This window comes from Runella sp. R0.1_18, from assembly GCF_057652155.1.
The window spans coordinates 1-25,005 of the sequence record NZ_JBYFCK010000028.1 but is presented as its reverse complement, the minus strand read 5'-3'; the positions used below and the strand labels follow the sequence as shown (position 1 = coordinate 25,005).

Annotated in this window: 20 protein-coding genes; 16 read left to right on the top strand and 4 right to left on the bottom strand. The window is 40.9% G+C overall.

Going from position 1 to position 25,005, the window contains the following annotated elements; genetic code table 11:
• The first annotated feature begins 7 nt into the window (after positions 1–7).
• The 3 genes from AC23P2_RS28150 to AC23P2_RS28140 all read left to right on the top strand — a co-directional run bounded on the left by AC23P2_RS28150 (position 8) and on the right by AC23P2_RS28140 (position 3,916).
• Positions 8–1,240: a hypothetical protein gene (locus tag AC23P2_RS28150; RefSeq protein WP_487776287.1), complete on the top strand. Its 1,233-nt coding sequence runs from the start codon at positions 8–10 to the stop codon at positions 1,238–1,240.
• Positions 1,241–1,808: 568 nt separating this feature from the next.
• Entirely contained in the window at positions 1,809–2,792 is a 984-nt protein-coding gene (locus AC23P2_RS28145) for a glycosyltransferase family 2 protein (RefSeq protein ID WP_487776286.1), read from the top strand.
• Positions 2,789–3,916 (top strand): glycosyltransferase family 4 protein, encoded by a 1,128-nt coding sequence (locus tag AC23P2_RS28140; protein ID WP_487776285.1) that lies wholly within the window; start codon positions 2,789–2,791, stop codon positions 3,914–3,916. Before AC23P2_RS28145 ends, AC23P2_RS28140 begins: the two co-directional genes overlap by 4 nt.
• 33 nt (positions 3,917–3,949) lie before the next feature.
• Here AC23P2_RS28140 and AC23P2_RS28135 read toward each other — a convergent pair whose 3' ends face one another.
• The 4 genes from AC23P2_RS28135 to AC23P2_RS28120 all read right to left on the bottom strand — a co-directional run bounded on the left by AC23P2_RS28135 (position 3,950) and on the right by AC23P2_RS28120 (position 10,403).
• Positions 3,950–5,404 carry an Hsp70 family protein gene (locus AC23P2_RS28135; RefSeq protein WP_487776284.1) on the bottom strand — a complete coding sequence of 485 codons (1,455 nt, stop codon included), beginning with the start codon at positions 5,402–5,404 and terminating at the stop codon, positions 3,950–3,952.
• Between the two features lie 77 nt (positions 5,405–5,481).
• Entirely contained in the window at positions 5,482–6,369 is an 888-nt protein-coding gene (locus AC23P2_RS28130) for a hypothetical protein (RefSeq protein WP_487776283.1), read from the bottom strand.
• A gap of 90 nt (positions 6,370–6,459) precedes the next feature.
• Positions 6,460–9,369 carry a tetratricopeptide repeat protein gene (locus AC23P2_RS28125; protein ID WP_487776282.1) on the bottom strand — a complete coding sequence of 970 codons (2,910 nt, stop codon included), beginning with the start codon at positions 9,367–9,369 and terminating at the stop codon, positions 6,460–6,462.
• Complete coding sequence (locus AC23P2_RS28120) at positions 9,366–10,403, bottom strand: hypothetical protein (protein ID WP_487776281.1); 1,038 nt, start codon at positions 10,401–10,403, stop codon at positions 9,366–9,368. The genes AC23P2_RS28125 and AC23P2_RS28120 overlap by 4 nt, the downstream gene beginning before the upstream one ends.
• A 148-nt stretch (positions 10,404–10,551) precedes the next feature.
• Between AC23P2_RS28120 and AC23P2_RS28115 the strand changes: the two genes are divergently transcribed.
• From AC23P2_RS28115 to AC23P2_RS28055, 13 genes are all read left to right on the top strand, one after another.
• A complete protein-coding gene (locus AC23P2_RS28115) occupies positions 10,552–13,371 on the top strand; it encodes a type I restriction-modification system subunit M (protein ID WP_487776280.1) in 2,820 nt (939 codons plus the stop codon).
• Between the two features lie 327 nt (positions 13,372–13,698).
• The gene (locus AC23P2_RS28110; RefSeq protein WP_487776279.1) at positions 13,699–14,976 is read left to right on the top strand and encodes a restriction endonuclease subunit S; all 1,278 of its coding nucleotides are present in this window, start codon (positions 13,699–13,701) and stop codon (positions 14,974–14,976) included.
• Positions 14,973–16,040: an AAA family ATPase gene (locus AC23P2_RS28105; RefSeq protein ID WP_487776278.1), complete on the top strand. Its 1,068-nt coding sequence runs from the start codon at positions 14,973–14,975 to the stop codon at positions 16,038–16,040. The genes AC23P2_RS28110 and AC23P2_RS28105 overlap by 4 nt, the downstream gene beginning before the upstream one ends.
• Positions 16,041–16,052: 12 nt before the next feature.
• Complete coding sequence (locus tag AC23P2_RS28100; RefSeq protein WP_487776277.1) at positions 16,053–16,562, top strand: hypothetical protein; 510 nt, start codon at positions 16,053–16,055, stop codon at positions 16,560–16,562.
• On the top strand, positions 16,559–19,789 hold the full coding sequence (locus tag AC23P2_RS28095; protein WP_487776276.1) for a type I restriction endonuclease subunit R: 3,231 nt from the start codon (positions 16,559–16,561) through the stop codon (positions 19,787–19,789). Before AC23P2_RS28100 ends, AC23P2_RS28095 begins: the two co-directional genes overlap by 4 nt.
• Positions 19,786–20,469, top strand: a complete 684-nt coding sequence (locus AC23P2_RS28090) for a M48 family metallopeptidase (protein ID WP_487776275.1) — start codon at positions 19,786–19,788, stop codon at positions 20,467–20,469. The genes AC23P2_RS28095 and AC23P2_RS28090 overlap by 4 nt, the downstream gene beginning before the upstream one ends.
• 266 nt (positions 20,470–20,735) lie before the next feature.
• On the top strand, positions 20,736–21,788 hold the full coding sequence (locus tag AC23P2_RS28085; protein WP_487776274.1) for a helix-turn-helix domain-containing protein: 1,053 nt from the start codon (positions 20,736–20,738) through the stop codon (positions 21,786–21,788).
• Positions 21,781–22,308: a PIN domain-containing protein gene (locus AC23P2_RS28080; RefSeq protein WP_487776273.1), complete on the top strand. Its 528-nt coding sequence runs from the start codon at positions 21,781–21,783 to the stop codon at positions 22,306–22,308. Before AC23P2_RS28085 ends, AC23P2_RS28080 begins: the two co-directional genes overlap by 8 nt.
• Before the next feature lie 34 nt (positions 22,309–22,342).
• Positions 22,343–22,513 carry a hypothetical protein gene (locus AC23P2_RS28075; protein WP_487776272.1) on the top strand — a complete coding sequence of 57 codons (171 nt, stop codon included), beginning with the start codon at positions 22,343–22,345 and terminating at the stop codon, positions 22,511–22,513.
• Positions 22,510–23,016 (top strand): TIR domain-containing protein, encoded by a 507-nt coding sequence (locus AC23P2_RS28070; protein ID WP_487776271.1) that lies wholly within the window; start codon positions 22,510–22,512, stop codon positions 23,014–23,016. The genes AC23P2_RS28075 and AC23P2_RS28070 overlap by 4 nt, the downstream gene beginning before the upstream one ends.
• Positions 23,017–23,022: 6 nt before the next feature.
• Positions 23,023–23,586: a toll/interleukin-1 receptor domain-containing protein gene (locus tag AC23P2_RS28065; protein ID WP_487776270.1), complete on the top strand. Its 564-nt coding sequence runs from the start codon at positions 23,023–23,025 to the stop codon at positions 23,584–23,586.
• A 1-nt stretch (position 23,587) separates the two neighbouring features.
• On the top strand, positions 23,588–24,145 hold the full coding sequence (locus AC23P2_RS28060) for a TIR domain-containing protein (protein WP_487776269.1): 558 nt from the start codon (positions 23,588–23,590) through the stop codon (positions 24,143–24,145).
• A complete protein-coding gene (locus AC23P2_RS28055) occupies positions 24,145–24,948 on the top strand; it encodes a toll/interleukin-1 receptor domain-containing protein (RefSeq protein ID WP_487776268.1) in 804 nt (267 codons plus the stop codon). Before AC23P2_RS28060 ends, AC23P2_RS28055 begins: the two co-directional genes overlap by 1 nt.
• Positions 24,949–25,005 lie beyond the last annotated feature (57 nt).

Sequence of the window (25,005 nt, the reverse complement as noted above, 5' to 3'; positions counted from 1 at the left end):
TTAGAACATGAAAATTCAACAAATATTCAACAAAATAGTTTTCGAGGACACTAATTATAGTTCAAAATTAGCAAACCTCAGCCCCGAACAAAAAATTACCCTAACAAATTTGCTACAAAAAGTGGCAGAAGAACAAGGTGATGCCATTTTTGAAAAATCAGGAGTTTCAATTTCATTTTCGGCTAACGGAAACCCTAATATACAAATTGGGTCACTCGAATGGGCAAAATTTAAGGCAGAAGCGGAAATTAAAACACCTATAGGTTCTGCATCTACAACGGCTTCATTGAAAGGTATAGAGTCTGATCATTCGTTAGGTCTTCAAGGCGATTCCATTAACTACGAGTCAGAAAAAAGCACTTATATGTCCAATAAACCTGGTGGACAATCATATAACAGATATAGTAATGAAGTTTCTATGGAAGGAATAGGGGGTTCTGCCAGTGCCAGCGGACAATTGTTCGGAGCAAGTTATTCCTATGTCTATATTAGAAATGACGGTTCAGCCATTAAAGGTGAAGGAACAATAGATGTGGGGAAACTTGAAGTAGCAGTTGGTGCAGGTGTCTCTGGAAGTTATAGTTTTCGTGATAATAAAAGTAAAGGTTTTGGTGGAGAAGCAGAAGTTAAAGCAGAAGTGGAGGCAAAATTGGCAGAGGCAAAAATCAGTGGTAGTTACTTTTTTGCACCGAACATTAGTGTAAATGATTCTAACGGAAGTGGAGATATAAATGTAACACAAAAAGAATGGGGAATAAATGTAAGCCTCGGACTCTCAGCAAAATCGGATTTAAAAGAGGGGAAAATGTCTGTAACAAAAGGCTTTGGAATAGGTATCGTAAATGAGGAATACGATGTTTCTGATAATCAATTTTTTTTATTCAGTTTCAAAGACTATGAAGCATACACACAAAGACTTTATTCAGAAAAAATTAAGCAAATAGATGGTATAATTAACCTGCTTAAGAATCGCCAATCTGTGGAGAAATATCAAATCAAAAACCCTTTCCAAAACGACGATGCCTTGATAAAGTTTCTGGGTGATTATAAAAATAAACTAAATAGAATCCAAAATGTGTGTTCAGAACATAGTTCTTATCAACGTTTTGCTACAAAAAGTACTTACAATCAAAATAGGCATGAAGTTTCAAAAGATATCATTATCAAAGCAAACGAGATTGCTAAAAGACCATCTCAATTAAGCACAAACATTACCAAAAGTAGTGACGGTAGTTGGTAGGTTACGCCGTAATTTTAGCAAAAGAGGTTTTGATTTTGTCAAAGTATATGAGAAAGTAGGGATGATAGCTTATTCAAAAATTAGAAAACCCTATGTCTTATATTTGTGGAACGCAGCAGGTTCAAGAACTTTATAAAATACCAGAGGAAGTCACGCCAAAAGTTCTCAAACAAGTAGAATTTAACACTTCAAACATAAACAAATAATTATACCATGCAAGTATTCACCGCACTCGACAATGCCCGCCACGCCGTAAAACTGGCCATTTACGCACTCAAACCTATTGAGGTCAAAGTGATTCATTCATAGACCAGACCTAAATCACTCCATTCACTACTGTGCTCGGTAATAACTGGCGCTGAGAATGAAATTGAAAACCTTCTAAAATAGTAGCAGCTTGAAAAGAGGCTTGAGAGAGAAAATTAACCAAAACTCGTTTTTATGCGATAACATTTTCTCTATTCAAGTTGCTGGAGGTGTTTCGATTCTAAGGCATGTTTTATTCCACTAAAACAACATAAAACTACGTTTAATTTTTAGCGATTTATTTTACATTTTTGAAACCATTATGATTTCAACTATTGATTTATCTATTGTGATTGTCAATTATAAAACGCCTCGAATGACGTCTGAATGTATTACATCTATTTGGCAGTATGTTGAGGATATACAATTAGAAATCATTGTTATTGATAATCATTCTCAAGATAACAGTAAACAATATATCTTAACTCAACATCCATATATAATTTGGATTGATATGCCCTACAATGCTGGTTTTGCCCGAGCAAATAATGAGGGAATTCGTTTGGCTCAGGGAAAATATATTTTATTACTTAACTCTGATACATTGTTAATTGATAACAGTATCTTAAAATGTATCAGAACTCTTGAAGAACGCCTTGATACTGTTGCGGTTTCTGCAATTCAATTAACACCCTCTTTGACACCGCTTCTTTTCTATGAAGGTTTTAATGATTATTTTCAACGCTTTTTTATTGTACCCCTATCCTGCCAAAAATATTTGACACGATGGATAAAGGCTTCTAAATATGAAGATGATCAACAAGTTGATTGGCTCGTTGGGGCTTTTTTTATGGTGAAAAAAAATGCAATCCAGCAGGTTGGCATGTTAGACGAGGACTTTTTTATGTATGCAGAGGATGTAGAATGGTCTTATAGACTCAAAAAACATGGAAAACTGCTTTTACTGAAAGATTGCCAATTTATTCATTTAGAATGGGGTAGTAATCCTGAACGTAAACGTAAAAAATTTACATACATCAACCGATTTGACCCACAAATTCATTTATCAAATTTAGTTTTTATTAGAAAACGGTTTGGAATTACTGCTTATATAGCCCTGATGGTTTATTACTGGATAATGATTCCTGTGGTATATATGTGGAAAATAACAGAAAATATGACTGCTAAGAAACGAGTATTTGAAGACTTTGAAAATATTAATGAATTTGTAAATACTATTTTTATATTCAATTCTTTTTTCTTTAAAATTATTTCAGGGAAGCCTTACCTTTATAAAGTACCATGAATAAAAAAACAAAAATTTTATTTTTTACACCTTTTGGTGGAATTACAGGATCCGAAATGTTACTCTATTACGCTCTACATGCCTTGGATAGAAACAAGTGGGAAATAGCACTATACTGTGACAAAAAAGGACCTATTCTCAATATGCTTCCAGCCGATGTCAAGGTATATACTTCACCTTTTAATATGCATTGGGGGGTCAACTTTTATCGCAAAAGTCTTACCTTTTTGGGAGTTCCAGTTTTTGAAAATTACATAAAAAAAATTCAAGAGGAGACCGAAGCAGATTATTGGTATCTTAACACAACTGTCATGTTGTATATGGCTCGTTATGCAAAAAATTTAGGAGTTAAAATTATTTCACATATCACAGAATTGGAATCGGGCTTTGAGTATGCGTCCTATCAGGAAATGCAGACAGCGATAGAATATTCTCAACTCATTATTGGAGGCTCAAATTATACTGCACATCATTTTTTGGAGGCTGGTTTTAAGAATGTTGTCTCTATTCCATCTTATGTTAACTTTAGTAAAGTATGTATAAACCCCGAACGGGTTAAAATACTTCGACACAATATGGCGATAGACGAAAATGCTTTTGTTTGGATGATGGCAGGCACTACCTGTTACCGAAAAGGTATAGATTATCTACCAATTATTACTAAAGCCTTGTCTGATTTAAACGTCCACTTAATTTGGATGGGAAGTGCAGAACGAGAAAATGGCTTGCTGTATTTGACTAAAAAGAAACTGGAAAACTATAAAAATGTTACTTTTATATCTACCCAAACAGATGATTATTATAACTATATGCAGTTGGCAAATGGATTTATGCTAACATCACGCGAAGAGCAATTTGGGATTGTAATGATTGATGCTGCCTATTTAGGAAAACCTATTGTTGCTTTTAACAGCGGAGGGCCTTCTGAGTTTATGGTATGCGGAATGGGAACTATTGTGCAAAATAACAATCCGATAGAATTTGCAGAGGCGATGCGAGCAATTACAAATGGGACTGTGATGCTTTTACCAGAAACATCACGCAAACGTGCCGAAGAGTATGACGTAACCATTCACATAAAAGATTTGGAAAAAGTACTTGAAGAAACTTTGGGAATTACTTAAAGAATTCCCATTATTTAACCTACGATTCCTTTCTCAGGCCACACCATTAACCGCTGTACTCCGTACTAACTGGCGCTGAGGATAAAATTGAAACCCTTCAGATGAAGATATCTGTAAAATGTTTTGATACTCAGTGCCTGTTTCGGGGTCATAACTACTAAGCCGTAATGTCCCGTCCTCATCGTATAAAAAAGTCACTTCAATGGCTTGGTAGGCTTCTGAGCCAAGCAGCGGTCCCACAACTACTTTCTCTAAAACCTCGTAGTCAGTACTGTCTTGATCGTATCGAACGATTATCAAGTTTATTTCCCGTTGTTCAGAATTAGCCGTATAGTAAGTGCGGCGAGTTCGGGCTGGCAATACAGATGTTTGCACAAATATCGTATCTACTTCGGTATTTTTAGTAGTAGGATTGATATTCAAAACCCCCAAAGTCGGATGAGTATTTTTGGGAGTAGGTACTTTTTTATGAGATTCAGTCTGAGTAGCATACCGTACACTTCCTAAGGCATTTGCAAGAAGTGGATCTTTTTCGTACCATTTTTTGACCGAAGAGAGACGCTTTTTGATGACTTGCTTCACCATTGGAACCAATGTGCATCCACCTGTCAATATCACTTCTTCAATCTCTTCGATTGGAACAGTCGCTTGTTTTAAAAAATGAGTCAATAATGGATCGAATTGTTCAAAATCACGTGAAATGATTTGTTCAAAAGATTGGCGACTGAGCATTAGCCCTATTAGTTCAGACTCTACCGTAATTACTTGTTTAGCAAAGAGGTGTTCAGAAAGAGCCTCTTTGATCAAACTGGCATGGGCTGCAATAATTTGAGAAATATAGGGAGAAGCCAAATGCGCAAAACGTGCCTTGAATGTTTGAAACAACGATTCAGCGACCAGTTCGTCCCAATGCTTTCCCCCTATGCCTGTTTTTGTAATATGGGTTAATACTTGGTATTCTTTCTGCATTCTTCCTACCAGTGCCATTCTAAGACCACTATGCCCCCAATCTATCACTAAAATAGGCTTAGGGCCTACTGGACTATGGTAAAGTGCAGCGGCTACTGCCGAGGTAACATTTCCTAAAAATGGAATATCAGCCAATTGAATAGCACTATTGATAGTTTGCTGTTCAGTATCAGGCAAGCCATTGGGAATACAGCCTACTGCACCGTCTATGTGAAGTGTATCGGTATCTAAGCGTATTTTTTTTATGAACAATGCCAGCAAACTTGCTGCATACCAGGGCTTTTGTTGTGAATCTACCAGTGTAGGTTTGTCGGCACTGAGTTGCTGGAGAAGATCAATAGACTCTCCCACCAAAATAGTGGCATCTGCTCCTATCAAAAACCCACCCCCTGTATTTCTAAACGCAGTGGGTGTAAAAACGAGGCGCGTTTGCGCATCTGGAATGACCGTGGCTATTCCTTCTGGTGTTAGACGAGCCGTTTTTACAGAATGACTTCCAATATCTATGCTGATTTTCATCTTTAAAATAAACTCTAAATACAAAAAGTACCTACGATAAGTAGGCACTTCCAAAGGTAAAAAAAAAATAGAAATTTTTATCTCCAATAGGTCGTAGCTTTACCAAGAGACGCATTGTCTGAACTAATGCCTTGGGTGACAGTACTACTGGTTTTCTTAAAAGTTTGTGTGGATTGTGTAGCAAAGGTCTCATTACACTTAGAGTTCCGCTCACGAATTGTAAATGTATAAGTCGTGACACCTCCAGAAGTAGAAACCGTAGGAGTACTCAAAATAATTCCTGTATGCATTTTTCCCCAGTGAAGTACATCACCCTTTTTAGGGACATATGAGGCATTTATAGTTCCTGAAGTAGAATAGGCTGAAGGAAAGGGAATTGAAAGCCCCATCAATTTACGCTGAAAGGCTGCTTCCCAAGTACACTGACCATACCCTCTCCCATTTGCTAACATACCTATTACGTTTATCGTACGACTGGCGGTAGTGTTTGATGATGTTCTAATTGTAACTGTAAAATTGGTTTTGACATCTAATTGGTAGCCAGCCTTGGGTCTTACTTGTACAACAGTATTTGTCCAAGAAATAATATCAAACGTGATTCCTGATGAGTTTGACGAAATAGATCCTCTTACTGTACCAAAATTCGTTCCATTGATATTCCAATAATTTAAGTTGTCGTTATTATCATGGGTATTAATAACGTAAAAACCTAAATATGGGCTTCTAGAACAAGAAGGTATATTGCCAAGCCATGTGCCATTAGAAGTGAACCCACTCATACTTGCCCCTCCTATTGAAGTTATACTTGGATTAGAAGCGCTGGCTCTTGCGTTAGAATACTCAACATTTGTTGTTTCTTCTTGGGGTAAAATCTCCTCTTGAGCTTTTTGGCAAGAAGTTGCAGCAAGCAATGTAGCAACTGAGACGAATTGGAGAATGCGGTTTTTGATAGATGACGTTTTCATTGTGGTATTGATTGTTTTAAGTTGTTTGTTTCGATTTACAACTCTTTATAACCACACCACATGAAAGGTTAGCAGAAGATTGAAAAAAAATTATTTCACATACTCTTTAAGTAAGGCTTTGAACTGTTTATTGTCTTTAAAGTCCTGATTAACAACACTTAATATTTTATCTTTTTTGTACCAAGCCTGGGTAAGTTGGTTAGTCTCAAAAGCTTTTCTAAACCACTGTAATGCTTCAGGCTCTTCTTTAAGCAGCGCATGATAGCACCCTTTCGCATATAACAACTCAGCATTTACACTATCTTTTTTGAGACCTTTAAGAAGGCAACGATTGGCCTCTTGGGGCATCGAAGATAACAAGCTAATTTGTGCTAAATCTCGGTAGAAATACTGGTCACAACGCGTTGAGTCAAACTGTTCGGCATTAATATACCCTTTATAAGCATCTACATACTTACCATTTTTAAATTCACAATACCCTTTCAGTTGCTGTGCTTCAAAATAGTGCTGCTTAAGGGAGTCCGTTTTAATTGTATTCTCAAACTCAAGGGCAGCATCAGCAAACCTCTGCGACTGAAGCAATGCTTTCGCTTTAGCTAAATAACGATAAGGCTTAGGGTCGTTTTGAATAGATTTTTGTAGGTTATTAGCGGCTTCTCTGTATTCACCAATTTCATAATTGGCTAACCCACGGTAATAATGGCTATCGGCAAAGTTGGGGTTATAACCAAGGGCTTCGTCAAACTCAGGAATTGATTCTTTAAAATATTTTGTTGCGTACATACTTCTACCTAAAAACTGATGTAACTCAAACAAAAATGACTTTGGATAAAGAATAGGGGATTTTTCGAGTTCTTTTTTTGCAATTTTTAAATTTTGTAGAGGCAGAATAGCTGATTTATAATCTTGTAGTTGAATGTAACTTCGGGCTTCTTCCAATAAAGCCGCGTAATAATTACTAATTACTTCTGTTGTTTTTTTAAAATCTACAACAGCCTCTGCAAAGTTTTTTAGTTCATATTTGGCTTGGCCTCTTTTAAATAGCGCATCGCTGTAATTTAGATTGTACTTAGTAGCGCTGTCATAGCAAGCTATTGCGGGGTTATATTCTTTTTTTTGGCTTAAAGCTTCTCCTTTTGAAAACCAACTCAACCAATTGTCATATTTAAGGGCAATTGAATGAGAAAAATTCATCAAACTGGAATCTAAATCCCCTTTACGTAGCTGCAACACTCCTTTGTTTAAGAAATCATTTGATAAACGTTCAATATCTTTTTCAAAACTATCTTCTATCTTCAGTTTTCTACAAATCGTAAAATCTTGGCCTGCTTTTTCGTATTGTTTCTGATAATAAGTACACATACCCCGGTAGTAATAAGCACGCGTTTGGGTAGGAACAATACCGACTACCTGTGTAAAGTCATCAATGGCTTTTAGGTAATTACTGTTTTGGTAATGTAACATACCCCTGTCAAATAAATACGTGGCGTTCTGAGGCTGTAGCTGTATCGCTTTATCATAATCTTCAAAGGCGGCCTTTTGATTGTTGAGCTGAACCCTCAACTCGGCCCTTTTTATGTGTATTGTGGCACTATCTGGTACTATATTTAAAAAATTCGTATAATCAGCCACTGCTTTGGCCAATTCTTTTAGCTGCTCATAGTATTGAGCTCTAAAAAGAAATGCTTCGGCATTCTCAAAATCTAAATCTATCGCTTTATTGAAGTCTTGAATCGCTCTTTTGGGCTCATTTAATGCTAAATAGCACTTCCCACGTCCTAAAAAATAATCCGAGTTATCTTGGGTAGTTTTGAGTAAGCGACTATAATCATCAATGAGTAATTTGTAGTTACCAGCCGTAAATTTCTCATCTAATTCAGTCTTTACTCTCAATTGAGCATTCAGGGTCTTTATTCTATCGCTATATGAAGTAGCCGAATCAGGGTATACTTTAAATGCTTCTCGGAAAGAAGAAAGTGCTTCTGCATATAGCCGCCGTTTTTCAAACTTTACAGCATTCGCAATAGTCAAACGATATTTTTCTGCTTCTATCTTCCTCCGCTGTTTTTCTTGTTCTATTACAATCGTCTTTTTTGTCTTAGATAGCCAACGTATGGGTTCATAGTCATTATACAAATTGGCCTTATTAATTCGCTCGGCTTCGTTAAATGCTTGCAAAGCCAATTCGTAATCGCCTTCATTATAAGCTGTTACACCGTTCTTCTTGATGCTTTCATAGCGATCCAACTCTTTTTCTTCTCGTTTTCGTTCCTCTTCTTCTTTTTGCTTGTCTTCTATCTCTTTTTGTTTAAATGCCTCTATGGCTTTAGAAATAGCCACTGTATCACCTGCAAATTGAGTCGTATCTACTTTCGGGACGACAACTAAAATATCATTATCGGTTGAAAGAAGTACCTCTGTACTTCTTTGGAAAGAAATCCGAGTAATATAGGCCATCCATTTTTTACCTATTTTTTCCACACGCAATTCTGCCAATCGCTTGTGAGCCTCATATCCTTTTTTTATTTCACTATGACTACCCTTAAAACTACTTTGAAAAAAAACCTTGATGTATAAATGGTCGGTCTTCTTAACATTTGAGACGGTTATCTCAGCCACTGTGATACTTGGACCAATTCCTTTAGAATAAAAAATATCAAGGTTGTTGAGATACTTTTCAACAGAAAAATCTTTGGCATCTGTTAAAGCTGTATTATTTGGATTTATGTCATCTTCGATGATGGCATCACCACTGTAAAATACTTTATTGCTGCCCGCAGTATAACTATCCCGGATGATTTGCCTACGTTCTGCATCACCAATATCTTCTTGTACAATAGTATTGAGTAAGTCTTGTAAGCCTTTTTCAACTTTACGTTTAGCTGCCAATTTAATCTCTTCGCTATCTTTTTGGGTTATTTCTGTTTGTGCAGAAACTGAAAGCGAAATGAATACGAGGAGGTATGTAGTAATTTTTTTTAACATATCTACGATTATCATTGAGTTAAGACAACACCAATACTACCGAGCAAAACTTCCCAATCTCTATTGGGGCGACCATCAACTATCTTTGAATAAGACTTCAATTGCACTTGCACTTCTTTATTGGTTATATCGCTGTATAGCACCTTCCCAGTTGAACTGTATCCTACAAACCGTTGAGCTCCTCTTATCGTACCCATGTAGTTACCATCAATGGTTTGTTTCATTTCTTCCACGTAGTTAATATCAGTCCATGATATTTGAACATTGCCATAATGGGGCAATAACTTTAGACGAGTAAGGTAGTCCCTAATTTTGTAAGGTGTTACTTTGCCCGTTTTTTTAGATGAAACTTCAATCACTGCGTCTTCTAAAAATAATTTACATGCTTCATCTATTGCTTTATCTTTTTCGTCAGCATCCAGCTCCTTATTAGCAATTCTTTGTAGATAAAGCCCAAATTCGTCCACCCTCGAAAGTGCCTTCTGTTGGTATTGGCCTAATCTTTTTTTATCCAGTTCTGGTAGCGTATTTTTTTGAGAAGTTCGAATATCAAACAAAACACGCGCTACCTTAGAAGATTTATCGAAAGTTTGGTGGGTGCCATCCTTAAAAATGATAACAGAAATATCTCCTTTAGCAATTTTTCTATTGTTAGGAAGAAACAAAGTATCTCTTGATATTGAATCTATCGGCTGGGATAACTGAATCCCACTTTTAAGGATAACTCGATTTTGGGCTACATTTGAAGGCAGTAATGCGAGTTTAATGAAAAGGCCAATATAATCGCGGGTCTCTTGATTATTAGAAAGGAGCTCAAATTTTGTAAGGTAGTTGCCTTGGTTATCAAAAATCAAATCTACCGCTGAATTTGAAAATTTAACCAATTGATTCGGTTGTTCCAAATAAAGTGTATCCGTAGATATGAGAACCACGCGGGTTTTAATGACCGAGTCACCACTAAAATAGATAGTATGCTGCCCATACATAACCTGTACAGGAAACAGACCCCCAAGCATGAATAGGACAGCTATTATAAGACGTACTGACATAAATAATTGGTTTGGATTCCCAAAAGACATTCAAAAGTAATAGTTTAAAGGGGGATTTGAAAATGAAAACAGTAGCTTAGTAATCCCCTTTCCCCCCAATTTCTTTACTTTGTGGTTTGAATCGTGAATACAGGCTAACAAACACCCAATGAAACAAACCAAAATTACCCTTTCTCAACTCGAAAATTTCTTATTGGCTGGTTGCGACATCCTACGCAACAAAATGGATGCCTCCGACTACAAATATTACCTCTTCGGGATGTTGTTTCTCAAACGCCTCTCGGATGAGTTTGAAGTAGCTACCCAAAAAATCAAAGTCCGTTTCAAGCACCTCGCACCCGACGAACTCCAAGAACTCCTCGAAGACCCCACCACTTACAAAGAATACACCAACTTCTACATACCCGAAAAGGCCCGCTGGAACCATGGCTATATCGAAACCAAAACCGACGAAAACGGTGAAACTACACAGGTCGAACACCCCGCGCTCAAAGACCTCAAAACCAACGTAGGCACGAATCTAAATAAGGCCCTGCACGCCATCGAAGATGCCAATGCCGACCTACTCGAAAATGTGCTTCGGGGCATTGATTTCAACGTCAAAAAAGGCAGCAGCACCATTCCCGATGCTACTTGGATAGACCTTATCCAACATTTCAACGGCAAACTACCCCCACTTATCAACGACAACTTTGAATTTCCCGACTTGCTCGGTGCGGCTTATGAGTACCTTATCAAGTATTTTGCCGATAGCGCAGGTAAAAAAGGCGGGGAGTTTTATACGCCCAACCAAGTAGTACGGCTGCTCATAAGCCTCCTCAAACCCCAAGCGGGTATGGAAGTATATGACCCTACTTGTGGCTCGGGAGGTATGCTCATTCAGGCGCATCAATACGTGGAAGAACAAGGTCAAGACCCGCGCGACTTGGTGCTCAACGGCCAAGAAAACGAGCCTACTACGTGGATTATCAGCCGTATGAACATGATTTTGCACAATATTGCCTCGGCCATCATCGAAGAAGGCGACACCCTCGCTGACCCAAAAATCATAGATACCGCCACGGGGCAATGGAAAAAATTTGACCTCATTGTTGCCAATCCACCGTTTAGTCAAAACTATAAAAGATCAACCATGAAGTTTCAGGCGCGTTTCCAATACGGTTTTGCGCCCGAAACAGGCAAAAAAGCCGACCTCATGTTTGTACAGCACATGATAGCCAGCCTCAAAGCCAACGGGCGTATGGCCACTGTCATGCCCCACGGGGTGCTGTTTCGGGGCGGCGACGAGAAGAAAATCCGTAAAGGAATCATCGAAGCCAACCTCATTGAAGCCATCATTAGCCTACCTCCCGCGCTGTTTTATGGCACAGGTATCCCCGCTTGTGTGATTGTTATCAACAAAAACAAGGATGAAAAACTACATAACCACGTGTTTTTTATCAATGCCGATGCCGAGTATGGCGAGGGGAAAGTCCAGAATTTTCTCCGTCCCGAAGACATTGAGAAAATCAACTATGTGTTTACCCATAAAATCGAAATCGAAAAATACAGCCGCCTCGTGTCCAACGACATTATCGCCGATGAGCATGACTACAACCTCAACATTCGACGCTATGTGGACAATACCCCTGACCCCGAACCAGAAGATGTAAAAGCCCACTTGCTGGGTGGTGTGCCGCTGGCCGAAATCAACGCCCAACAGCCTCAGTTTGATAAGTTCAAATTTACGGCTTCGGCCATTTTTGCCGCAGCACACGAGCAGTACCATCAGTTCAAAGATACCATTTCCCAAAAAGCCCACCTCAAAGAAACCGTAGAGCAGCACCCCGCCGTGCAGGAGACTTTTGAACACCTCGGTCAAGGTATCAACCAATGGTGGCTACTCGCCAAAGAACAGTTTGCCCGCATTGCTCCCCAAACGGAGCCTATTCCAGTAGAAGGCAATTCAAGACAAGGAGTTCAGGAGCCGCTCACGGCTTATCTCACACTTGGGGGGACAAAACTCCCAGCCGTGCGCCAAAACCTTCTCGGTTCGCTCAAAACGCACTTGCTGCCGCTGCAAATACTCGACGAGTTTCAGGTAGCAGGTATTTTTGTGAATTGGTGGACCAACATCAAGTACGACCTTAAAACCATCGCTTCGGTAGGTTGGGTGCCTACGCTCGTGCCGCGTCAGTACTTTGTCGAAACCTACTTCCAAACCGAACAAGCGGCTATCACCGAGGCCGAAAACTACCTCATTCAACAAGAAACGGCGCTCCAAGAAATCATTGAGGCCGTAGAGTACGAAACCGACGACACCGAAGAGGGCAAAGACGAACCCGATATTACGCCCAAGCTCATCAAGGAGTATGTCCAAAACCAACTCAAAAGCTATGGTAAAACTACCCTCTTGCTGCCCGAAGCCGACAAGGTAGCACTCGAACACTTAAAACAAACCCTGCACCAGATTACTACCAAAGAAGCCGATATAAAATTGGCCAAAGAGCAAATCAAAACCCTCCAAGCCGATTTAGAAAAAAAGGTGACGTTTAAAATGTACGGCGTAGAGGAAGAAAAAGAGGAGATAGATGGCCTACTGACCCAAGTAAGCCAACGCCTCGGCCAACTCGTAGCCCAAGGCGAACCTGACGATAAAAAAGAAAAGGCCCTTTATCTCAAAACCTACAAAACCCTCACTGCCGACCAACTCACCCTCCAAAAACGACTCGATGGTTTAGACGACTTTCTGGCGAGTATTGGCGGGGTGATTACCCCCGAAGAGTGCAAAACGCTCATCCTCCAAAAACACAATCAGCTCATTCTGCAAGAAGCGACCAAGTATCTCAGTGCCGAAAAACGCCAACTCATAGCAGGACTCGAAAAGCTTTGGGACAAATATGCCACCTCAGCCCAAACCCTCGAAAACCAGCGCGATGCCTCTCTGACACAACTCAACCTGTTTTTGAAAGAATTGAATTATCTTTGAATATTTGACCTCCGCACCTTTACCCGAATCTAATAACGGGGAATTAAATGGGAAGTGGGGGAATAAACGGGGGATTAAATGAGGGATTAAAATCATTGATGGAGGCGATAGAACAATACCCAGGCATCCAAACCAGCCGACTGTCACATACTCAGCCGCCCAGTAAAAACATTGGAAAGGCAAATAAAAACACTCCGTTTGCAGGGGCTAATTGAATATATTGGCAGCAAAAAAACAGGCGGCTATCAACTCGTAAAAAAACAACAGTAAAGCAAAACATAACACCCCTACTTTGTCACCCTGAAAGGGCCTAAACTAACACTTAAAATGAATAAAAAAATGAATGGTTGGGAAAAGGATAAATTAGATAACCTTTGCAAAAAAATCCAATCAGGAGGAACTCCAAAGAGTGACAGAGTAGAATATTATGGAGGAGATATTCCTTTTGTAACGATTGAAGATATTACCGCAAGTAAAAAATATTTACAAAAAACAAAGAGAACAATTACTGTATTAGGGTTGAATGATTGCGCAGCTTGGGTTGTTCCAAAAAACTCCGTAATGTATTCAATTTATGCGACTATTGGAGAGCCTCTAATCAATGAAATAGAAGCTGCGACAAATCAGGCCATTTTGAATATAATCACAGATAATCAAAAAATAAATAGTGAGTTTTTATATTACTTTTTGCTCAACATTAAATCAGAAGTTTACAAATACTCTGCCCAAACAACTCAAAGCAATTTAAATGCGGCGATTGTAAAGTCTTTTGAAATAGCATACCCATCCCTCCCCGAACAAACCCGCATTGCCCAAATTTTGAGCCAAGCCGATGAGGCCATTGCCCACACCGAGGCCCTCATTGCCAAATACCAACGCATCAAAACGGGCCTCATGCAAGACCTGCTCACCCGTGGCATAGACGAGCAGGGGCAAATCCGCAGCGAAGCCACCCACCCCTTCAAAGATAGCCCCCTCGGCAGAATACCAGAAGAGTGGGAGGTGGTGATGTTGGGTTTTATGGTAGAAGCCATTGACCCCCAACCTGATCATAGAACCCCTCCATCTGTTGAAATGGGTGTGCCATATTTGGGAATAAATGATATTGATGAGTTAGGAAATATTGACTATCGAAAATGCAGAAAGGTCTCTTTGTCAGTTTTAGAGGAACATAAAGCTCGTTATCAATTACGAAGAGGGGATATAATTTTTGGGAAAATAGGAACAGTCGGGTCTCCCAAAAGGTTGATCAAAACTGATAATATTACTCTTAGCGCAAATCTCATTTTGATACAACCTAAAAATTCTAACGATTTTGTTTATTGGCTTTTAAATTCTGATTTTGTAGAACGTCAAGTTAAGGATTCTATCCATTCAACTTCACAACCTGCATATGGAATTGAAAAAATAAGAAAAATAGTAGTTCCGCTTCCTAAACAGAATGAGCAGGAACTTATCGCGACGAGACTAAATTGCACAAATAGCTCAATACAACAACAACAATCTCACCTCGCCAAGCTGCAATCCATAAAGCGGGGTTTGATGCAAGATTTGTTAAGCGGGCGGGTGCGAGTACACACGCCACAAACCCATACAACGGCATGATAAAATCAATCGTCATTCAGAATTTTATGGGCTACGGAGCGTTTCGTAGCGGAGATTTTGGCCAACTAAATGTTTTTATCGGTCAAAACGATACGGGTAAAACCGCCCTGCTCAAGCTACTCTACACGGCTGTCAGAACGGTGGATATCTACACCAAAGACCGCCGCGAGCGCGATGTAGCCCTCAAACGGGTATTGGCCGAAAAACTCACCGATGTATATCAGCCCGGCAAAAAAGGGTTGGGGGAGTTGGTCAATAAAACCACCAAAGAAAAACTAAGTGTGGACGTTGAGTTTCGGCACGAATGGCTCGGTTATGCCGATAGGCTACATTTTAGTTTTGGCGACTCCACTACCACCACCATCAACGATTGCCAAGACACCATCAATCCCTTACCCGACAGCATTCGGTCGGTTTTTATTCCTGCCAAAGAAGTACTTACGCCCCTCAAAGCCATCCGCGCTACCCGCGACAACCTTCGGATGTCGGGTTTTGATGATACATACTTAGATCTCATACGGGCATTGGTGATCCCTACCCAAAAAGGCAAAATCACCGAAGAACTCAGCAGCGTAAATCGAAAACTGGAAGCGTTGTTTGAAGGGCAAGTAGAGCAGCGCGACGATGATGATTTTGTATTTAAAAAAGGCAACACAGAGTTTCCTATTCAGCTCACCGCCGAGGGTATCAAAAAAATCGGCATCCTGACCACCCTCATTCGTAATCGTCAGCTCAACGCCCAGTCGGTATTGTTTATGGACGAACCCGAAACCGCCCTGCATCCCGAGGCCATCATCGAACTGGCCGAAATGCTCACGCTTATGACCAAAGCAGGGATTCAGGTTTTTGTGGCTACTCACAACTACTTTGTACTAAAGCAACTATATCTATGTGTTCGTCGTGAAAAACTAAACGCGTTTTGTTTCTCTCTCAACCGCGAAAAAGGCAGGGCAATCGAAGCCCAAAAGCACGACTTGAATACTGTTTTTCCCGAAAATGCTATTTCTGACGCCGCTATCAAGATGGCCGACCAAGAAACCGACTTAGACTTAGGACTCTTCTAATCCAGTTATACCATGCCAGGCTTTAGCGAAAGCAATATTACCCTTGATTTTCCCGATACGCTGTTTTTTCGTTGGGCCGATTGCGAAGGTTATCGTAGGCAGTCATCCAACCACTTCAAAGAAATGGATGCCTGTTGGTATGAAACAGCCCAAAATCGCTATTGGCTCATTGAGCTGAAGGATTATTCTCTCGGGGTTCTGACCGAAGATAAAACCATAGAGGCCAAGTCGTGGGAATTGGTCAAAAAAGCCATCGATAGCTTCTGCATGTTTCTGTCCATAAAGCATCAATATCCTTATGCTCCTGCACTCGACCCTTGTGTACCTATTGCCCCCCGTCCCGATACGGTATTTCAATTACTGACGATTATTCGTTGTACTGCCTCTCAAAAGCCTCACATTCAGTTGTTACATGAAAAATTCAGGGCAAAGTTTAAGCCCTATGCCGAGCTATTTGGGATTCAATATTATGCAGTAGTAGAATACTCAAAGGCCGTAGAAAAACTCCCATTTGTACGATGAACTACCTACAACTCGACGAAAAAAACCACGTTGAAGAGCCACTGCTACGGCAGTTGGAGGCCATGCCCACGCCCCCCAATGGTCCACGTTGGCGGGTGCTTCGCCTCGAAATGGGCCCCACCCAGACCGCCGACGAAACCCAGCGCAGCAGTTTGGAGCAAGTGCTGATGTACCACGATTTGGAAGCCGCCCTGCGACGCATCAACCCCTGGATGAACGCCGCCCACATAGCCGAGGCCATCAAAGACCTCAGTACTTTTGAGAGCGACGGCCTCTATACCAACAATCAACGCATACAGCAATACCTCACCCACGGCACCAAAGTACAGGTACAAACCCCCGACGGTCTGCGCTACCAAGACGTGTTTTTTGTGGACTACACCAACCCTGCCAACAACAGTTTTGTGGCCGTGTCGCAGTTCAAAATCCGCATTATCGGCACCGACAGGCACATTTACCCCGATGTCCTGTGTTTTCTCAACGGCATACCCGTGGTACTCATCGAGTGCAAAAGCCCCAAGACCAAAGAACCCATCCCCGAAGCCATAGACCAGCTCATGCGCTACTTAGAGCAGCGCGACTACGTGCGTGAAGGCGCAAAGGCACTGGCCTATTACAATCAGTTTATCGTGGCTACCTGCCGCAGCCGCGCCAAGTTTGGCACCATAACGACGGGCATCGAAAAACATTTTTACCGCTGGACCGACCCGCATCCTGCCACCGTAGAAGACCTGGCACAGTACTGCCAGCCGCAGCAAACGTACTTTACCGATGCCACAGGCAACGACGACGAGGCCATTTCCCAAGAAGTACGTACGTCGCCCAACGACCAGCAGCGGCTCATTCACGGAATGCTCTCGCCCCAAAACCTGTTGAGTATTATCCAAACGTTTGCGGTTTGGGCACCCACCGACGACGGTCAGATGATAAAGGTGGTAGGTCGTTACCAACAGTTTAGGGCGGTCAAAAAAACCACCGAACGCCTCCGCACGGGCAAAAACCGCGACGAGCGCGGGGGCATCATCTGGCATACCCAAGGCTCGGGCAAATCGCTGACGATGGTGTTTTTGATTCGGGAAATGTACCTCTATCCCGACCTACAAGGCTACAAGATAGTGCTACTCACCGACCGTTCCCAACTCGACGAGCAAATCACCACCACGGCGCAGTCGGTGGGCTATACGGTACAAAACCCGCAGAACATTGCCGAACTCAAAGCCACCCTTCGGAGCAATAGTTCGGAGATAGTGTCGGCCATGATTCACAAATTTCAGGAGCGCGATTTGCTGGCTACTTTTCCTGAACTAAACACCTCCGAAAAAATCATCATTCTGACCGACGAAGCCCACCGCTCTCAATACACCAAACTGGGATCCAACCTCGACCGCGCCTTGCCCAACGCCACGCGCATTGCCTTTACGGGTACGCCCATTGGCCGCACCGAGCAGACCTTTGGCGAATATATTGATAAATACACCATGCGGCAAGCCATCAAAGACGGCGTTACGCTCCAAATCGTCTATGAAGGCCGCACCCACGATGCCAGTATCGAAGACCAGCCTGCTGCCGACCGCAAGTTCAAAGACGTGTTCAAAGACTACAACGTGGCCCAACAGGTAGAAATACTCGCTTATGGCACCCGCCGTGCCTACCTCGAATCGGCAGATACCATCCGCGAAAAAGCCAAGGATATGCTGCGCCACTACCTGACGCACGTTCGCCCCAACGGCTACAAGGCCCAGGTGGTGTCGGTGTCAAAAGAAGCAGCCCACCGTTACAGGGTGGCGTTGGAGCAAGCCATCAAAGAGCTGACGGCCGAACTCCGCGAAGAAAATCCGTACAAAGTGATGGTAGAAGACCTCGAAAAACTACAAGTAGCCGTAGTGATTTCGGACGTAACCCACAACGACTCGCCCGACCTCAAACAATACGCCGATGCCAAAGCGCGCACGTTGGCCATTACAGGCTTTAAACTCAAATTTGGCAAAACCGAACAAGTGGGGGGCAACTCACGCCTCACTGCCAACGGCAATATTGGCATATTGGTGGTAGTAGATATGCTCCTCACGGGCTTTGACGCACCCATTGAGCAGGTCATGTATTTAGATAAAGTCATTGTCAATCACAACCTTTTGCAGGCCATTGCCCGCGTCAATCGGGTCTATGATGCCCAAAAACAAGTGGGTTTTGTCGTGGACTACGTAGGCATGGGTAACCACCTCAAAAGGGCGTTGGATGCCTATTGGGAAAAAGAACAGCAAGAAATTACGGGCTGTTTGCTGGACACAGCTGCGTTGTTAAGCGAACTCAAAAATGCCCACCAAAAGCTCCAAGACGTATTTGAGCAACATGGGCTGTCGCAGTACAATGACCCCGACGATATTTTCAACCTTTTCTACGACGAAAATATCCGCCATCAGTTCACCGAAGCCTTTCGGGTTTTTGCGGAAGCCTTAGACAACGTTTATCCCCGAAAAGAAGCCTTGGAGTATCTGCCAGAACTCAATCGCTATGCCGAAATCAACGCATTGGCCGCTCAACACTTCCGCGATGGGCGCATGAGCATGAAGGGCGTATCGGACAAACTTCGCAAAGTAACCGATGAATACCTCAAATCAAAAGGGATTGAAACCAAAATCGAACCTATTTCTATTCTGGACGAAGCATTTTTTGAGAACGTTAAGTCCCACAAACGCGAAAAGACCAAAGCGGCGGCCATTGAACACGCCATTCGTCAAATTATCAACCTAAACCTCGACGACGACCCCGAATTGTACGCTTCTTTTGCCGAAGAGCTTTCTCGGATTTTGGTGGCTTTTAAAGATAATTGGGAAGAGATTTACCGTCTGCTCGAAGAACTTCGTAAGCGGATGAAAGAGTCTCAAAACGAAGATACCAAGGGGCTAAACCGTAAAACCCAAATGCCCATTTATCGCAAGCTCCACGCACTTTTGTACGACAAAAAAGAAAACCTTACCGATGATGAAGTGAATAACCTGCTCATTTTGACGAAGGAGATTTATGGTATGTTGAAAACCGAACTTGCGTTGACAGGCTTTTGGAAAAGCCCTGCCAATGTCAATCGCTTAACGGGTGAGATTGAAAATTATTTGGCGTCGTTGAGTGGGTCGGCTTTCAAAAACCGTAAGGTCATCACCTCCGAAATCTTGGCTTGGGCCAAAGACGAACGCATCACTTCCTCTATCATTTACGCCGAAGACCAATGAATAATACCCCGATACCCTACACTGTTGTATATTCTAATCGTAAAACCCTCAGTATTATCATTGAGCGCGACCGCAGTGTGGTGGTACGCGCCCCGCATCATATCACAGAAGATAAGATAGCTCAAGCCGTAAAAAAACGTCATAAGCTCATTCAACAAAAGATAGACCACAATGCCAAATACCCCTACGAAAAACCAAGCAAAGAATTTGTGACGGGCGAATCCCTCATGTACCTCGGGCATCATTACAAACTATATGTCGTAGATGAGCCTGTTGAGGGAGTGGTATTTGACAATAAGTTTTTTATCAGCAAAGCAAACCAACAACGTGCCAATGAAATTTTCAAAAATTGGTACATCGGTCAAGCCAAAGAACTGTTGATTCCAAAAGCAATACACATTGCCAAACGCCTCGGCGTAACCTACAATCACCTCAATATCATGGATTTGAAATTTCGTTGGGGTTCGTGTACGCCCAAAGACAACATTCATCTCAACTGGCGGCTCATCAAAGCCCCCATGACAGTCATCGAATACATCATTGTCCACGAACTCACTCACCTTCTGGAAGCCAATCACACACCCGAATTTTGGAATCGAGTAGCTTCTCAACTCCCCACTTACGAAAAAGCCAAACGCTGGCTCAAAGAAAACGGTCATGCGTTGGAAGTGGATTTCTGAGGGGTGAATGATAATAAACTACCCACCATTTCTGCTGTACAACTCTGTATTCAAGCAATTGGTAACCAAATACTTACCCATCAGTGTGATACTCGCCCCCACATTGCCCCATGTCGCGTTTGATTTGAAGTCACCTACCAATCTTCTATTAGCTTGGGAGAAGACTCTGAGAAACCAGAGCTCTAAAAAATTGTTGTCTCTTAATTGATTTTATATTGACAAATACACCATTTTTTGTTTATTTTGTCAATATAAAATTCACTAAAATGGAATCTACTTTTGCCGATAGGTTTGTTTCGGCTCGAAAAATGGCTGGAATGTCGCTACAAGAACTCGCAGATAGTTTAGGAGATGTTTCCAAACAAGCCCTTCACCAGTACGAACAAGGAAAAGCCCGACCCGATAGCGAACGGCTAATACGAATCGCCCAACTATTAGGCGTCCGGGTTAATTATTTTTTTCGCTCTGAGCGGGTTATCCTTCAAAATGTAGAATTCAGAAAGCGAGTAAAACTTACCAAAACCGAAGAAGAAAAAGTACGAGAGCAGACCGTTGATTTTTTAGAAAGATACCATGAATTAGAATCGCTATTGGATGCTCAAATCAAGTTTGAGAATCCAATAGAAGGTACTGTTATTAACTCCTTTGAAGACATTGACCCCGCGGCGGAGCGGTTACGAGACGCTTGGAAGTTAGGACGGGATTCTATTGGAAACGTGATTGAAACCCTCGAAGACCGAGGCATTAAAGTATTTCAGGTGTCGGCAAACGAAAGTTTCGATGGATTATCTGCTATGGGTAATGATAGCCTTGTCATTGTAGTTAACACCGTTTTTGATGTAGTGAGGCAACGGTTTACCGCTTTGCACGAGCTGGCCCACTGCGTGTTGAGGTTTAACCCGGACATACCCGAAAAACAGGTTGAAAAACTCTGCCACGCTTTTGCAGGAGCATTTTTGTTACCAAAAGAGACTTTTATTGAAGAAATGACCGTACGGCGTCGCTATATTTCCTTAGCCGAACTGGTGCAGGTGAAAGAACAGTATGGCGTATCCATACAGGCCATTATGGCACGAGCTAAGGCATTGGGTATCATCAGCGACAGCGGTTATCAAGATTTTAGTATCCTGTTCAGTAAATTAGGCTATCGAAAAAATGAACCTGGACGATACCTTGGACAAGAAAAAGCCCTACGTTTCAAGCAGCTACTCTACCGAGCAGCAGCCGAAGAAATCATATCTATGTCGAAAGCGGCGGCCTTGAATAATCAGAAGTTAGCGGAGTTTCGGCAGGAATTAACAGGCTTAACGCATGGATAGTACAGGCGAAACTACACATATTGCTATTACCGATGCGAATGTCTTTATTGATTTGATGGAAATTGACACCTTGCACTTGCTTTTTGAATTACCCTATACGATTCACACAACAGCATTTGTAATAGACGAATTGATTGACATCCAAAAAGAGCAAGTGAGTAAATACGTCGGAAATAATTTATTAAAAGTTCGAGAGTTCAACTCAGGAGAAGTAGCCTATTTACAGCAGTTTGCAACGCAGCATCGAAAACTCTCTGAAACGGATCTGTCGGTTCTGGTCTATGCTCGTGAGATAAACGGTACTCTTTTGACGAGCGATAATCCTTTGCGTAAAGTCGCTCAAAAAATGAATCTCAATGTGCACGGTATGTTATGGCTGCTCGACGAATGGGTAAATCTTAAACTATTGAGCCCTTCCAAAGCTACTACTCATTTGATTTATTTAATGAGCATAAATATGAGATTGCCAACTGTAGAGTGTGTACAATTATTGGGAACGTGGGAGAAAATAACGAAATAAAAGCAACGTATCAAACAACAAAAAGTAAAACAACATGGCAACTAACGGAAAACCAGGGAATGGACGGCACGGCGCAGTTCGTGAGCGTTCACAAACCCATAATCCTAAAACAGACCAATGGGTGAAACGAGATACAGAAACGGGAAAATTCATGGATGTAAAACAAAATGGTACTCCATTTAAAGGAGTGCGCAAGGAAAAATGAGAAATTGTTTCATTAGTTACCACCATGACTACGACCAAGAATATTTGGAAGAGTTAAGAAACCTTTATTCAGGTCAAAACTTGCTTGATTACTCCTTAAAACAGGATATTGGCCATTTTTCTGATAGGACAATCTATCAGCACATCTGTCAAAAAATATCAATGACAAGTGTAAGTATTGTATTGATAGGAGAACGTACAGGCGATCGCTGGTGGATTGATTGGGAAATTTATGCCTCATTAAGGGCAACCCAATCATCTACACCTAATGGATTATTGGGCATTTACCTTCCAGAAAATAAGGTTATCGTACCCGAAAGATTGCAGTTAAACATTGAATCAGGCTATGCTGTAACGATGGATTGGGACGATATAACTCCTTCAAAATTAGAAAAAAGCATTTCAATAGCGTACTCAAATCGAAGACATAAATCTCATTTGAGAAAAGTAGGTGGAGCGAGAATGGATTCTAATCAAAAACGATTTTTGGGTATCAAAATCTAAGGAAAAATGGTGAATGGAATTAACAGAATATTTGCTTCTGACGAGTACAAAAGAACTTTAAAAATGCAAGGCGTCCCGTGTGTCTTTCTCTCTCATCAACAAGAAGATAAACCCTCATGCAAGAAGATTGCTGATTATTTAATGAGTTTAGGTATTCAAGTCTATTTTGACGAATATGATAGTGATTTAAAAATCGCAAGTCAAACTAAAAATCCGCAAGCAGTAACCAATGCTATTTTAAAGGGAATTCATAATAGCACCCACATGCTTTGCGTTGTATCCCCCAATACTATCAAATCTCAATGGGTACCTTTTGAAGTTGGTTTTGGGTATGATAAAACTAACTTAGCCAGCTTAATTCTACGTGGGATACCTGTTGGTCAGCTTCCTGATTATCTAAAAAGTAAGCCTGTGATTCGTGATATTTTTAGAATTGATCGTCTCATTTCTGATATTTTGAAACAACCTATTGATGTTCTCAAACGTAATAAGGGGGTCTTAGAATGTTATGACACACATCATCCACTTAGCATGACAATGGATTCAATCTTAATAGAAACTTACAATTAAAATGACCTATTTAAACAATAGACACAAAGTGTTTATCAGTTTTCATCATGCCAATGACGAATACTACAAAATCCGTTTTGAATCTTTAATGACTCATTATGAGGATGTTATGATTTCAAAATCAGTCCAAGATGGAGATATTGACACAAATTTACCAACAGAGACTATTAGGCAAAAAATACGAGATAACTATCTAAGAGATTCGACCGTAACAGTAGTCTTGATTGGCTCTGAAACTTGGAAACGAAAGCACATTGACTGGGAGATAAGTTCAAGCCTTAGAAACACCAAACTAAACTCTCGTAGTGGGCTTATTGGTATTATATTACCAACACACCCTGATTATGGAAAGTCTTATTACACTCCTGGCATAATTCCACCGAGGGTTCATGACAATGCGGTATGTGGGTTCGCAAAAATATATCATTGGTCAGAAAGTGTCCTTGAAGTACAGCAATGGATTCACGAAGCGTTTTTGAGAAGGCAAACCGTTGAACCCGACAATTCGTATCCTAATTACGTGAATAATAGGCCATCTTACTCAACCAGTTGGAAATAATGATAACTAACAAGTATAAAGCCCCTCTGGTTATTTATGTAGTATGGCATCCAGGCTTCAATAAAGGTATTGAGTTTGCTGAATTTTTATTCTCTACGTTCAATCGAGATATAAATGATCCATTTACTCGGGGGATTGGAATACCTGTCTTCTACCGTTATTTACCTGACCCCCAAACAAGAATTCCCATTGAAATTAATCTTGGAGAAGCACAAAGTAGCATCGTTGTGGTTCTGATTGATGACTTTTGTAAAATTAATTGGTCAAGATATATTGGTCAATTGTACGAACAGTTCGAAAATACAATCAATGATAAAAATGATAACCACCGCTTTTTCCCTGTTGCATTTAATCAATCAGCATTAACAATACATCCAAAGGTCCATGAGAACAACTTTATTCGTCTGTATGACCATGAAGAAAAATTGAATAAGGATACTTTACTACAAAAAAGTGAGTTAAAAATGCGTCTTACTCATGAGCTTTGTAGGCTTTTTCATGAATTACCACGAATTGCTAACATAGAGCAAACCCCTTCTCAACTTAAAAACAACAGTCCAATTACCTTATTTTTAAGCCATACTAAAAATGGAGGAGTGCCTATAACACAAGCCATTAAACAATATATTGAAACAAATACACCTGCTAAATCATTTTTTGATAGCTTAGATTTAATCTCGGGGAAAAAATTCTCCGTAGAATTAGAAAAAAATATTGAAAAATCTGCATTGATTGTTATTCATACTGATAAATATAGCACAAGAGAATGGTGTAAATGGGAATTAATACTAAATTTAAACTAAGGTGACGTATTTTTAATATAAGGGAAACAGGTTAAAGAAATAACCTTTTGAGCAGAT